Source organism: Bacillus sp. FJAT-29814, assembly GCF_001510715.1.
Lineage (GTDB): Bacteria > Bacillota > Bacilli > Bacillales > Cytobacillaceae > Neobacillus.
The window spans coordinates 146,566-160,267 of the sequence record NZ_LMTJ01000006.1; the positions used below are offsets into that span (position 1 = coordinate 146,566).

The window sequence follows — 13,702 nt, forward strand, 5'->3', positions numbered from 1 at the left end:
CCATTTATTACTAATAATAGCATAACCCTTTTTGAAAAATTAAAAATTTTCCCGATATAGGAAAAACCCGCCTGCCATCCCAGCAAGCGGGTGATTTTTTCCAAATATTAACCGATAGAGCCTTCCATCTCGAACTTGATCAATCGATTCATCTCAACGGCGTATTCCATTGGCAGTTCTTTTGTAAACGGCTCAATGAAGCCCATTACGATCATTTCGGTTGCTTCCTGCTCGGAAATGCCGCGACTCATTAAGTAGAACAATTGCTCCTCGGAAACCTTGGAAACCTTCGCTTCGTGCTCAAGTGAAATGTTGTCGTTCAAGATCTCGTTGTAAGGAATTGTATCAGAAGTTGATTGGTTATCCATAATCAACGTATCGCACTCGATATTAGAGCGGGCACCATCAGCTTTGCGGCCGAAGTGAACGATACCGCGGTACGTTACTTTACCGCCATGCTTAGAAATCGACTTCGAAACAATCGTAGATGACGTATTCGGCGCCAGGTGAAGCATTTTCGCTCCGGCATCCTGGTGCTGACCTTTACCGGCAATCGCGATCGACAATGTCATACCGCGGGCGCCTTCGCCTTTTAAAATAACCGCAGGATACTTCATCGTCAACTTGGAACCGATATTACCGTCAATCCATTCCATTGTCGCATTTTCTTCGCAGACCGCGCGCTTGGTAACCAGGTTATAAACGTTGTTTGCCCAGTTTTGGATGGTGGTATAACGGCAGTAAGCGCCTTTTTTAATAATGATTTCAACAACTGCACTGTGAAGTGAATTCGTTGTATAAACAGGAGCGGTACAGCCCTCAACATAGTGTACATGTGCGCCTTCATCAACAATGATCAGTGTTCTTTCAAACTGACCCATGTTTTCTGAGTTGATTCGGAAATACGCCTGTAACGGAGTATCCACTTTAATGCCTGGTGGAACATAAATGAACGACCCGCCGGACCATACAGCAGAGTTAAGCGCAGCAAACTTGTTATCTGTTGGCGGAATAACCGTAGCCCAGTGCTTGCGAAAAATTTCTTCATTTTCCTTAAGCGCAGAATCGGTATCTTTAAACACGATTCCAAGTGCTTCAAGGTCTTCCTTCATGTTATGGTAAACAACTTCAGACTCATACTGGGCAGAAACCCCGGCAAGATATTTTTGCTCGGCTTCAGGAATTCCCAGCTTGTCGAAAGTCGCTTTGATTTCTTCCGGCACTTCGTCCCATGATTTCTCTGATTTCTCAGATGGTTTTACATAATAGGTAATTTCGTCGAAGTTTAAAGAGTTTAAGTCGCCGCCCCATTGTGGCATTGGCATTTTATAAAAATGCTCAAGAGATTTTAAACGGAAGTCAAGCATCCACTGTGGTTCGTCTTTCATTTTTGAAATCTCTTCTACAATCTCACGGGTCAAACCACGCTTTGAGCGGAATATGGAAACGTCTTTATCGGCAAAACCATATTTATAATCACCGATCTCCGGCATTTTCTTCGCCATCGTCGTATTCCTCCTATTTTACGAGAGGGAAGCACCAGGCCGGCAAGCCCCCCGGCCACTTCCAAATTCGTATTATTCTTGTTCCTTTTCTTTCAGGCTCTTTTCCATCGCCTTCCAAGCTAGTGTTGCGCACTTGATTCTGGCCGGGAATTTGCATACGCCCTGAAGCGCTTCGATATCGCCTAAATCTACATCTTCTTCATCATAGTCTTTGCCCTGCATCATATCGGAAAAAATCTTGGACAGCCTTAGTGCCTCTTCAATTTTTTTGCCTTTAATTGCCTGGGTCATCATTGATGCTGAAGACATAGAAATCGAACAGCCTTCGCCTTCCTGCTTGGCGTCAACCACTATGCCATCTTCGACCTTAAGGGTCAACTGAATGCGGTCGCCGCAGGTTGGGTTATTCATGTTAATCGTATGATTGCCATCCTCTAAAACCCCGCGATTACGCGGATTTTTGTAATGGTCCATAATTACTCTTCGGTATAATGCATCTAAATTAGAAGACATCGCTGAAATACTCCTTCGTTTTGACAAGCCCTTCAACAAGTTTATCAATATCTTCTTCGGTGTTGTAAAGATAAAAGCTGGCGCGTGCTGTAGCCGAAGCCTTTAGCCATCTCATCAGCGGCTGGGCGCAATGATGGCCGGCACGGACGGCAATCCCTTCCGCATCCAATACAGTGGCGACATCGTGTGGGTGAACATCCGCTAAATTGAACGTCACCAGACCGGCGCGCTTTGCTGGGTCAAGCGGACCATAAATGGTCATGCCTTCAACCGTTGCCATTTTTTCAAGCGCATAAGCTGCAAGCTTGTGCTCATGCTCAGCAATGTTGTCAAGGCCGACTTCAGTTAAAAAGTCGATCGCCGCACCGAGACCAATAGCACCTGCAATAATCGGTGTTCCACCTTCAAATTTCCACGGCAGTTCTTTCCATGTCGATTCGTACAGCTGTACAAAATCAATCATTTCGCCGCCAAATTCAATTGGCTCCATGTTTTCAAGTAAATGCTTTTTGCCGTAAAGTACGCCTATTCCAGTTGGACCGCACATTTTATGACCTGAGAAAGCAAGAAAATCGCAATCGAGATCCTGCACATCAATCTTCATATGCGGAGCACTCTGTGCACCATCGACGACCATCACAGCACCATGCTCATGGGCAATTTGGGCGATTTCTTTTACGGGATTAATGACGCCGAGTACGTTGGATACCTGCATCACCGAGACAATTTTTGTGTTAGCAGTAATGGTTGCCCGGACATCATCCAGTGTAATGGTTCCGTCCTCTTGAAGGGGGATGTACTTTAACTGGGCCCCGGTCCGTCTTGCCACCTGCTGCCACGGAATGATGTTGCTGTGGTGTTCCATGTAAGTAATGACAATTTCATCGCCTTCCTTCAGGTTGGCGGCCGCATAGCTTGCTGCCACCGTGTTGATGGAAGTCGTCGTGCCTCTAGTAAAAATAACTTCTTGAGTGGACTTGGCATTGATGAACTTACGCACCTTTTCACGGGCACCTTCGTAAGCATCAGTTGCTCTTGTTCCTAGTGTATGCACACCGCGATGGACATTTGAATTGTATTCGCGGTAATACTTTTCAATCGTTTCGATTACCTGAATCGGCTTCTGCGAAGTGGCAGAACTGTCCAGATAAACGAGCGGCTTCCCGTTAACCTCTTGATGTAGTATCGGAAATTGGCTGCGAATATCGTGGATATTCATTATCTTACTTTCCTTTCGATAACTTCCGTTAATTGTTTCTTTACGTGCTCAACTGGAAGCTGGTTAACGACCGGCGCAAGGAAGCCATGAATGACTAGGCGCTCTGCCTCTGTCTGTGGAATCCCCCGGCTCATCAGATAATAAAGCTGAACTGGATCTACACGGCCAACAGAAGCTGCGTGTCCAGCCATAACGTCGTCTTCATCAATTAACAGAATTGGGTTGGCATCCCCGCGTGCTTTTTCACTAAGCATCAGAACACGTGAAGTTTGCTCGGCATCGGATTTTGAAGCACCATGCTCAATTTTGCCGATACCGTTAAAGATAGAACTCGCACTATCTTTTACAACTCCATGGTTTAAGATGTTTCCTTGCGTGTGTTTGCCAAAATGAACAACCTTGGTTGTAAAGTTCTGTGATTGGTCACCACGGCTGACAACAACCGTCTTGGTATCGCCATAAGAACCGTCACCAAGCAGGTTGGTCGTGTTTTCAGAAATGGTATTGCCTTCATTCATCAGGCCAAGTGCCCATTCAATCCGGGAATCTCTGCCGGCAACACCGCGACGGTTCACATAGGTGGTCATTCCCTTGGCCAGGGTGTCCACAGCACCATATTGTACTCTTGCGTTTGTATTGGCAATCACTTCGGTTAAAATATTCGCCAAGGTACCTGATACTTCCATCGTCGAAATGTAGTTTTCTACGTATGTGACAGAAGAATTGTCATCAGCAACTACGAGCACATGGTTGAACAAATTTGCTTCGGCATCATCATGCACATAAACAGCCTGGATTGGTTCGGAGATTTCCACGTTCTTTGGTACGTATAAGAACACTCCGCCATTCACCAGTGCCGCATGAAGCGCAGTCAACTTATGCTCATCGGCATTAATAGCCTGTGTCATATAGTATTTTTTCAAAAGATCGCTATGATCTCTGGCTGCAGTAAATATATCGGTAAAAATCACGCCTTTATCCTTTAACTCCTGTGACAATGACAAAAATGCAGGAGTCTGGTTACGCTGGATATATAAATTCTGGTTTTGCGCTTCAAGGTCAACTAAAGCTTTTACCTCTTCTGGAAGTTCCCCAAGTGAAGCATAGGCAGCACTTGTGACAGTATGTCGATTGAATTGTGTAAAGTTCCATTTATCAATTTTCGTTTTATCCGGTTTAGGCATTGGTAATTCTTCCAATTGCGTCAATGCCTTAAGGCGAAGCTCTTCAAACCAAGCAGGTTCGCTCATCCCTTTTGAAAAAGAGCTAACAAAACCAGTATCAATAGTTTCGATTGTCATGATAATCCTCCTAACTCAAGCTTTAAGCTTCTTGCCCAACTGTTTCATCTTCAATTCCAAGCTCTTGCTTGATCCAGTCATACCCTTCCGCTTCTAGGCGTTGTGCCAGCTCAGGCCCGCCTGATTTAACGACACGGCCTTGCATCATAACATGGACATGGTCAGGAGTGATGTAGTTTAATAAACGCTGATAGTGAGTGATGATTAAGCAGCCAAAGTCTTCCCCGCGCATTTGGTTGACACCCTTAGAAACAACTTTAAGCGCGTCGATATCAAGACCAGAGTCAATTTCATCCAAAATGGCGATTTTTGGCTCAAGCATCATAAGCTGCAGAATTTCGTTACGCTTTTTCTCACCGCCGGAGAACCCTTCGTTGAGGTAACGCTGTGCCATATCAAGATCCATTTCAAGGAATTCCATTTGCTTATCCATCTTACGGATGAATTTCATTAACGAAATTTCATTTCCTTCACCAAGACGGCTGTTAATCGCCGAGCGTAGGAAGTCAGCATTGGTTACACCGTTGATTTCACTTGGATATTGCATTGCTAGGAATAGACCGGCACGAGCGCGCTCATCCACTTCCATTTCCAAAACATCTTGACCATCTAAAGTAATGCTGCCACTAGTCACTTCATATTTTGGGTGACCCATGATGGCAGCCGATAATGTAGATTTACCTGTACCGTTTGGACCCATGATTGCGTGGATTTCTCCGCCTTTTACTTCAAGGTTGACACCTTTTAAAATTTCTTTCCCATCGATCGCAACATGCAGATCCTTAATTGTTAAAGTCGATCCAGCCATTTTTATACCTCCGCAAAAGAATGTTTTGTATCGTGTCGACACCGTCGATTTGAAAGTTCATTCTCAATCTATTCTCATTACAATCTTATAACAAATGAAATCTATTAGCAACCTTTATGCAGTGATAACTAGTCTATATTTTCACTAAAGCGTTACCAATTGAGAATGGATAAGAATTGTTGAAAGAAAATTCTGATAAGAATTATGTAAAATAAACTCGATTAAAATCATACCTTATTTTACAGGGAAATGCCAATGGATTAAATTAAGCGTAATCAATTCTATTTTTAGCTTAAACAGATTGTTTAATGTATAAGGAAAAGAGGCTGTCACCTACAGCCTCTTCACCCGTTTTTCTTCCTATTTATATTACTCAGAAACCGTGATCACGGCACCTTTGTATTTGTCCTTAATAAAGTCTTGAATTTCTTTTGAGCGAAGAACCTCTACTAGAGTTTTAATTTCTTCTCGGTCTTTGTCCTCGGAACGAACGACTACAAGGTTTGCAGGTACAGCATTAGCTTCTTCAAAAGCAATACCATATTTTTCAATATCAATTTCACCTTCGAGTGCATAGTTAGTATTAATTGCCACTGCGTCGCCTTCACCGTTTTCAAAGGAAGAAGCCAATAATTTTGCTTCAATTAATTTAGGGAACTTCAGGTTCTTTGGATTTTCAACAATATCGTCGATTCGTGCGTTAGCACCAACGCCTTCTTTAAGCTTGATTAATCCTGCTTTTTCAAAAATCGGCAGGATACGGCCATGGTCGCTTAGGGAATCACTCATGATAATGGTCGCACCATTTGGAAGATCTTTTAGGCTCTTATACTTTTTAGAATAAATGCCGATTGGCTCTTTATGAATCCCGCCTACATCTACAAAATCAAAATCCTTATTTTCTTTCATTTGAAGCGCTAAATATCCTGGAGTTTGGAAATAGTTTGCATCCAAATCTTTATCTCTTAATGCAACGTTCGGTAGGACATAGTCTTGGAATACCTGGATTTTTAAGTCGATCCCTTTATCCTTTAATAAAGGTTTTGCTGCTTCAAGCACTTCTGCGTGTGGCACTGCAGATGCACCGACAACTAATTCCTTATTTCCGCCTTTATCTGCTGAATCCTCTTTCGCACCGCCGCAAGCAGCTAAAGCAAATACAGTAAATGCAATAAAAATCAAACTAAGAACTTTTTTCATGTTATTCTCCTCCTGTTATCGTTTATCTGTTTTCTTTGTAAAATAATCTCCAATAAATTGGATTATAAATACTAAAATTAAAATCGCAATCGTTGCTGTTAGCGTAACAATCGGCCGATTTCGCTGAAAGCCTTCGAGGTAGGCAAAATGACCTAGCCCTCCGGCTCCAATCACCCCTGCCATTGCCGTGAAGCCAACAAGTGATATCGCCGTAACAGTAATACCGGAAATTAACGCTGGCATTGATTCCGGAATTAATACTTTGAAAATAATTTGGCCATGTGTGGCTCCCATCGATTGTGAGGCTTCGATGACACCTTTATCGATTTCCCTAAGGGCGATTTCCACCATTCGAGCATAAAACGGAGCTGCCCCAATGATCAGCGCCGGCAATGCCGCATTGGCACCAAGCATTGTTCCAACCAGTATCTTGGTAAAAGGGATTAATAAAACAATTAAGATGATAAAAGGAATCGATCTAAAAATATTAACAAAGCCAGCGATAATCACATTTACTGCTCGATTTTCCCACATGTTTCCTTTACTTGTCAGAAATAACACCAGGCCCAGCAACAAGCCTAATATAAATGTTGCCAGCACAGAAATCGATGTCATATAGATGGTTTCACGTGTCGCGAGCATCAGGTTGTCCCACTTGACCATTTCCATAAAGTCAGCCATGACTGATCACCTCCACGCCCACTTGCTGTGAGTGAATATAATCGATGGCGTTCTGAATTTCATTCGTTTGACCATCCAAGTGAATGAATAATGTTCCATATGACCCGTTTTGCGTGTGTGATATATTCCCTTGCAGAATATTTACCACTACATCAAAATCGCGAATCACACGAGTGATAAGAGGCTGTTCAGCAGACTCTCCAAGGAAAGTAAGTTGGACTACCTTTCCATGCGGATAGCGCCCCAGCAAATGCTCGGCTGTTTCCTTTGTTTTTTCCTGCTCGGTTACTTGCTGTACGAATCGTTTCGTAATTGGCTGCTGCGGATTTTTAAATACATCGAGGACAGAGCCAAGTTCAACGACTCTCCCACTCTCCATTACCGCAACCCGGTGGCAGATTTTCCGGATAACATGCATTTCGTGTGTAATTAATACGATTGTCAGGCCTAGCTTTTTATTAATATCCACTAATAATTCCAGGATAGAATCAGTCGTTTGTGGGTCGAGTGCCGAGGTCGCTTCATCACAAAGGAGAACCTTTGGACTGTTCGCCAACGCCCTTGCAATCCCAACGCGCTGCTTTTGCCCGCCACTCAGCTGGGAAGGATAAGCATCCTCACGTCCTTCAAGATCAACCAGTTTAATCAGTTCGGCCACACGCTTTTTTCTCTGTTGTGCGCTGACACCAGCAATTTCTAATGGGAAAGCAATATTTTCACTTACCGTTCTTGACCAAAGGAGGTTAAAGTGCTGGAAGATCATGCTGATTTCCTGCCTAGCCTTCCGAAGCTCACTGCCTTTGATTTTCGAAATCTCACGGCCGGCAACCGTAACACTGCCCTCTGTTGGCAGTTCCAAACCGTTTAGCATGCGAATTAAGGTACTTTTACCTGCACCACTATACCCAATTACCCCGAAAATTTCTCCTTCTTTTATTTCTAGGTTGACATTATCAACGGCTTTTAACTGCCCTTGTTTTGACTGAAAAATTTTCCGGACATTTTTGATTGAAATCATTGAATCACCTACTTTTCATCCTTGATATAGGTTTTGATTATCCTAGCGAAAGGATTCTTTTTTTGAAAAATAAAATGCCTTCCTGCACGGGCAGAAAGGCATCATAAAATACAATCCTTTCTCCCATCTCTCAAAGCTTTTTGGCTTTGTGTGAATTGGCACCATTTCAATTTTAAAAACTGACGGTTGCCGGGCTTCATCGGGCACATCCCTCCACCTCTCTTGATAAGAGCTTAAGCAATCTTAATATTCAATTTAAAATATTTTTCAAAAAATGATTTATGTTGGCTATCTTATCACGGATAAAAAGTAGTGTCAACGAAAATGTTACTGGAAATGCTTTACGCATTTGTTTTTAGCATGACTGGAAATCTTTATGCCTTTGCCTTTTGCGAGACTAGGCCAGTTGCCGCCTCAATGGCTTGTTCCAGATCCTCAATTAAATCCTCGACATTTTCGATCCCAATGGACAGACGAATTAAATCTTCAGACACTCCTGCTGCTTTCAGCCCTTCAGCATCAAGCTGCTGGTGAGTGGTGCTGGCAGGGTGAATAATTAAGCTCTTGGCATCGCCAACATTGGCAACGTGCGCCCAAAGCTGGATGTTGTTGATTAATTTCGCACCCGCTTCCTTGCCACCCTTGATACCAAACACAACCATCGAGCCTGCACCTTTAGGCAGGTATTTTTGCGACAGTTCATAATCAGGATGTGACGGATGCCCTGGATAGGAAACCCACTCCACGGCTGGGTGGTTTAATAAGTATTCCACTACCGTCTTGGTGTTGGCAACATGCTCCTTCATCCTTACGTGGAGCGTCTCTAGACCTAGCGTAAACTGGAAGGCATTTTGCGGGCTTAACGCAGGACCAAGGTCACGCAGGAGTTGGACACGTGCTTTAATAATATAAGCAACTGCACCTAATGCCTCCGCATAAACAAGACCATGGTAGCTGTCATCCGGCGTTGTGAATCCTGGAAATTTCGGCGAATTCCAGTCGAATTTGCCACCGTCGACAATGACACCTCCAGTTGATGTCCCGTTTCCTAACAGCCATTTCGTGGCAGAATGAACCACAATATCGGCGCCATATTCAATTGGACGGCACAGGTATGGTGTTGCAAACGTATTGTCAATAATTAATGGAACCCCTGCCTCATGGGCAATTTCCGCTACTTTTTCTATATCAAGGAGGCGTAGGCTTGGGTTACCAATGGTTTCTGCAAAAACGGCCTTTGTTTTCTCGGTAATCGCTGCGCGGAAGTTTTCCGGATTATCGGCATCAACGAATTTAACCTTGATTCCGTATTTCGGTAGGGTTACCGCAAATAAATTATATGTTCCGCCATAAAGGTTTCCGGCTGCCACAATTTCATCGCCAGCTTCCGCAACGTTTAGGATGGCAAGTGTAATCGCCGCCATGCCGCTTGCTACAGCCAATGCGCCGACTCCACCTTCCAACAATGCCACCCTATCTTCAAAAACAGTTGTCGTCGGGTTATGAATCCGGGTATATATGTAGCCTGGCTCTGCGAGGGCGAAAAGGTTGGCCGCATGCTCGGTGTTTTTAAATTGGTAGGCGTTGTTTTGATAGATTGGCACCGCACGCGCGCCCGTTACCGGATCCGGCGATAATCCTCCATGAACACTCAATGTTTCGAACCGATAATTCTTCTTTTCTGTCATCTTTTTTCTCCCCTTTGTTTAAAAATAAAACCCCACTTCATAAGAAGAGGGGCTCCCGCTCTTCTTATCTTCCAGAGCCCACTTGCTCTGCTGGAATTAGCACCGTGTGTAAAACCGGTTGCCGGGCATCTTTGGGCCAGTCCCTCCGCCTCTCTTGATAAGAAACTTTATAAATTTACTTTATTAGTAGAATATTTAAAAAATATAATACTAGACTTTTAATTCCGAGTCAATACCTTTGATTAAAATATTGTTTTTAGGGTCTTCATGGAACAAGAGCACAGTAGTGCTTGGCCACATTACGAGACAAGCCTAGAGTCCGGGTTAGGTGATTCGTAAAACAAGAGTATTGTGCACTAGCCCTTCACGAGACAAGCGCACGGTCCGGCTTGGCCAGATAAAAAATAGATTCTAGCAACAGAGCCATTCTCAGCGGTGCAGATACTTTCAAGAATCCGCCTTTTTGAAGCGTCCTTAATCTTTCCGACCCTCGGAGGAGACGTGTTATATCGTCTGCATCACCGCAAATGCTGTACATTGTCGGCTCTATTTCTGTTCCATATGTGGCGGAGGCAACGCCATTTTTAAAAACTAACTGAATAGTTTGTTCTTCCGTAATCAAGGTTAGCCGTAAATCTGCAGACTCCAACAGCGGCTGCAGCTGCCCCTGCTCTTTAACCGCCATTAAAAAGGAATTAACCGCTTCGTTCATCATAACCACTCCGATCGCATGTCTATACAATACTATTCAGCAATAGCTCTCCTATTCCTTTAAGATTCGCTCGACAAAAATCTGGCAGGGGTTGAGAAATAGGGTTGATTTTTCAAGAAATATGTCGGGTTATGATATTTTGGTTGTCGTTACCGATTTTTCTGCTTTTGTGGAGATTCCTTTGAAAACGATGAAGAAATAGAGCGACCCGATTAAATATAAGGTTGCGGTGATCGTAAATACATAGGCGTAGCCCCAATATGCGCCGTACTGAACGACAATTCCGGTTGATAATGGCCCCATTAACGCCCATCCCAGGTTAAACACCATTTGGTTTACAGAATTGGCCAGGCCTTTCATCGAGTCGTTCACCTTTGACATCATCAGTGACATTTGAATCGGATTCCCGGCATTCATCAATGCTTGACGGAATAAAAATCCTAAGGCCGCAATCCATAGATGATTCGTATAAGCGGTAAGCAGGAGAAACGGCAGCGAAGCCAGCTGTAGGAACACAACCGCCCTTACTTCGCCCACCTTTTTTACGACCCATGGGCCAATAAACATCGCCAACGCCGTAGCCGCCTGTCCGAGTGAGATAATGAACCCGATTGATGTTGTGGAAGCGCTGAAACGGTCGGAAAAATACAGATTTAAATATGGAATAACCAAGCCCGAACCAAAGCCGATTAAAATTTGGGCAACCGCGAATAAGACAATTAGTTTCATGCCGTTATTTTTCCAAGAGAATGATTTGGCTGCTTTCTTGGATTCGGTAGATTTTTGGACCGGATTTTGAAATTTCATAGTCGGTATAATCGCAATTGTATAGATAATCGCGCCAATGATTAGTGTCAACCTAATGCTGTTTACATCGCTGACAAAGTATGAAAATACATCGGTTAACAGGCCACCCAGCAGGCTTCCCACCACATTGGCCGCGGTCATAAATGCAAAATGCAGGCTAAATAAATTGACCCGCTGCTCTGGAGTTGAATTTTCCGCAAGCCACGGGATTCCAGATACCTGGAGAAAGGCCATTGCCAGCCCGCTGATGAACGCCAATATAATTAACAACTGCTGGCCGGAAACCACACTTCTGGCCAGTAAAATAATCCCTGAAATAAGGACCCCGTATAAAATGACTTTTTTTCGGCTGTAGCGGTCGCTGATGATTCCCGCCGGTATCAGGATAAGCGCGGTGGCAAGCGAGGTCATCGCAATCACTTGCCCGTTAACGGCCTCCGAGTAGCCAAGCTTTCTTATATAAAAATTGTATATCACCATAAACACGCCTAAGCCGATCTGCGCAAGAATGTTGGAGATGAAGCTCAGTTTGATATTCCGGTTATATGTACTGAATTGGGCTGCCCAATTGTGGTAAAAGGCCATTTTGTGTATGCTCCTTTGATATTTCTGGATTCAAGATTTGGGTGTGCTGGTGCATATTTTGGCGTTCCGGAATCTAGGTTTGCGACTGACATTTATGGTTCCGAAATCCGATTTTGAGTTCCTGAATCTGGTTTGCAGGAGTATTATTTCGTATCCCTAAGTATCATAATCTAGTAACCAAGTTTTTGTAAATCAGGAAGGTTCGCAATTTTAGGAATCGACAAAAGTTAACAAAAGTTTCATATGTTAAGTCTGGGAGTATGGGGAAATCTTGTAAAATTAAGTTGTATTTTACATTATGAAGGATGGTGGATGTATGCTGATTAAGCCGCGGCAGGTCCCAAAAGAATTATCGATGGCGCGTTCATTGAATGCAAGGATGGATTTACTGAAGGAAGAAAAATGGAAATTAGAAAAGGGCTTTACTGGAGAGGTCAAGTTTGATTCCATGGCTGATGGCATGCTCCAAAATAAATGCTGCATCATAAACGGTTTGTGGCTGAAGTCCGGCGACAGCGCATTTCAAATTGACAAGCTGATGATTTTTCTGCGAAAAATTTACCTCATTGATGTTAAGAATTACGAAGGTGATTACCACTTCGATGCTGAAGGTCGTTTAAAAAAAGGCGAAACATTTATACGAGACCCATTGAATCAATTAGAACGAGCTGAGACTTTTTTCCGCCAATTAATACATTATTATGGATACAATTTTACTATTGAATCATTTTTGGTTTATATTAACCCCGAGTTCACCTTATACAATGCTCCTCAAAATCATTTTGTTATACTCCCGACACAAGTGAATCAGTTTTTGAAAAAGTTAAATATGGAGTACTCAAAAATTACCGAAGGTCACGAAAAGCTGACTGAGCTTTTGGTGTCACTTGATTTGGTTGATTCGCCTTATGCTAAATATCCAGCTTACGACTTTGGCCATTCAAGGAAGGGTATCCTTTGTTTTTTGTGCCATAGGCTTTCGACTTTTTTGCAGGGGGATAAGATAGTTTGTAAGGATTGTGGGGCTGTTGAACCGGTGGATACTGCCGTGGTACGGAGTGTGAGGGAAATAATGATGTTGTTCCCGGAGACGAGGATCACGACTAATTTGGTACATGAGTGGTGCGGGATTGTGGAGTCTAGAAGGACAATTAGGAGGGTCATGAATCAAAATTTTAATAGTGTCGGGGAGAAAACCTACCGCTATTACATTTGTAAATAGTTAAAATTGTTTGGAATTGGTCTGCATAGTAGCCTTTGTATGAGGATTCTCCTTATGCGCAGGACAGCAAACCTTTATTCTTTCTAAGAGAACTTATTTTCGTCAAATATACGCTATGAACTCCTTCCCATTACGTGGTTCAAGGGATTTTCCTACCCAACGGGTCATGAGAGATTTTCTCATGACGCGCTCAGACGGTTTTTCTTATCCAACGCGTCATGGAACTCTTTCTCATGACGCGCTCAGACGGTTTTTCCTCTCCTACGCGTCATGGGAGACTTTCCCATGACGCACTCAGACGTTTTTTCTTATCCAACACGTCATGGAACTCTTTCTCATGACGCGCTCAGACGTTTTTTTCTATCCTACGCGTCATGGAACTCTTTCTCATGACGTGCTCAGACGGTTTTTTCTATCCAACGCGTCATGGGGCTCTTTTCCAT

12 protein-coding genes and 2 riboswitches are annotated in these 13,702 nt (G+C 43.4%); of the genes, 1 reads left to right on the top strand and 11 read right to left on the bottom strand.

What is annotated here, in order from left to right; translation table 11 throughout:
• Positions 1-107: 107 nt before the first annotated feature.
• From sufB to AR334_RS17595, 11 genes are all read right to left on the bottom strand, one after another.
• Positions 108-1,505: a Fe-S cluster assembly protein SufB gene (gene sufB, locus AR334_RS17545; RefSeq protein WP_066314287.1), complete on the bottom strand. Its 1,398-nt coding sequence runs from the start codon at positions 1,503-1,505 to the stop codon at positions 108-110.
• Positions 1,506-1,577: 72 nt separating this feature from the next.
• Positions 1,578-2,018, bottom strand: coding sequence for a Fe-S cluster assembly sulfur transfer protein SufU (gene sufU, locus AR334_RS17550; protein ID WP_066314289.1), 441 nt, complete (start codon positions 2,016-2,018; stop codon positions 1,578-1,580).
• Positions 2,008-3,237, bottom strand: coding sequence for a cysteine desulfurase (locus AR334_RS17555; protein ID WP_066314291.1), 1,230 nt, complete (start codon positions 3,235-3,237; stop codon positions 2,008-2,010). The genes sufU and AR334_RS17555 overlap by 11 nt, the downstream gene beginning before the upstream one ends.
• Positions 3,237-4,538: a Fe-S cluster assembly protein SufD gene (gene sufD, locus AR334_RS17560; RefSeq protein WP_066314293.1), complete on the bottom strand. Its 1,302-nt coding sequence runs from the start codon at positions 4,536-4,538 to the stop codon at positions 3,237-3,239. Before sufD ends, AR334_RS17555 begins: the two co-directional genes overlap by 1 nt.
• Before the next feature lie 22 nt (positions 4,539-4,560).
• Positions 4,561-5,346: a Fe-S cluster assembly ATPase SufC gene (gene sufC, locus AR334_RS17565; protein WP_066314295.1), complete on the bottom strand. Its 786-nt coding sequence runs from the start codon at positions 5,344-5,346 to the stop codon at positions 4,561-4,563.
• 369 nt (positions 5,347-5,715) lie between these two features.
• Positions 5,716-6,546, bottom strand: coding sequence for a MetQ/NlpA family ABC transporter substrate-binding protein (locus AR334_RS17570; protein WP_066314297.1), 831 nt, complete (start codon positions 6,544-6,546; stop codon positions 5,716-5,718).
• A gap of 15 nt (positions 6,547-6,561) precedes the next feature.
• Positions 6,562-7,227: a methionine ABC transporter permease gene (locus AR334_RS17575; protein ID WP_066314299.1), complete on the bottom strand. Its 666-nt coding sequence runs from the start codon at positions 7,225-7,227 to the stop codon at positions 6,562-6,564.
• The gene (locus AR334_RS17580) at positions 7,220-8,245 is read right to left on the bottom strand and encodes a methionine ABC transporter ATP-binding protein (RefSeq protein ID WP_066314303.1); all 1,026 of its coding nucleotides are present in this window, start codon (positions 8,243-8,245) and stop codon (positions 7,220-7,222) included. Before AR334_RS17580 ends, AR334_RS17575 begins: the two co-directional genes overlap by 8 nt.
• A gap of 120 nt (positions 8,246-8,365) precedes the next feature.
• A riboswitch (SAM riboswitch) is annotated at positions 8,366-8,477 on the bottom strand.
• Between the two features lie 142 nt (positions 8,478-8,619).
• Positions 8,620-9,933 carry an O-acetylhomoserine aminocarboxypropyltransferase/cysteine synthase family protein gene (locus AR334_RS17585; RefSeq protein WP_066314309.1) on the bottom strand — a complete coding sequence of 438 codons (1,314 nt, stop codon included), beginning with the start codon at positions 9,931-9,933 and terminating at the stop codon, positions 8,620-8,622.
• Between the two features lie 61 nt (positions 9,934-9,994).
• Positions 9,995-10,097: riboswitch (SAM riboswitch) on the bottom strand.
• A gap of 200 nt (positions 10,098-10,297) precedes the next feature.
• Positions 10,298-10,648 (bottom strand): hypothetical protein, encoded by a 351-nt coding sequence (locus AR334_RS17590; protein WP_172799250.1) that lies wholly within the window; start codon positions 10,646-10,648, stop codon positions 10,298-10,300.
• Positions 10,649-10,774: 126 nt separating this feature from the next.
• Positions 10,775-12,037 carry an MFS transporter gene (locus tag AR334_RS17595; protein ID WP_066314311.1) on the bottom strand — a complete coding sequence of 421 codons (1,263 nt, stop codon included), beginning with the start codon at positions 12,035-12,037 and terminating at the stop codon, positions 10,775-10,777.
• Between the two features lie 316 nt (positions 12,038-12,353).
• Between AR334_RS17595 and AR334_RS17600 the strand changes: the two genes are divergently transcribed.
• Entirely contained in the window at positions 12,354-13,259 is a 906-nt protein-coding gene (locus AR334_RS17600; protein ID WP_066314314.1) for a nuclease-related domain-containing protein, read from the top strand.
• The last annotated feature ends 443 nt before the right edge of the window (positions 13,260-13,702 follow it).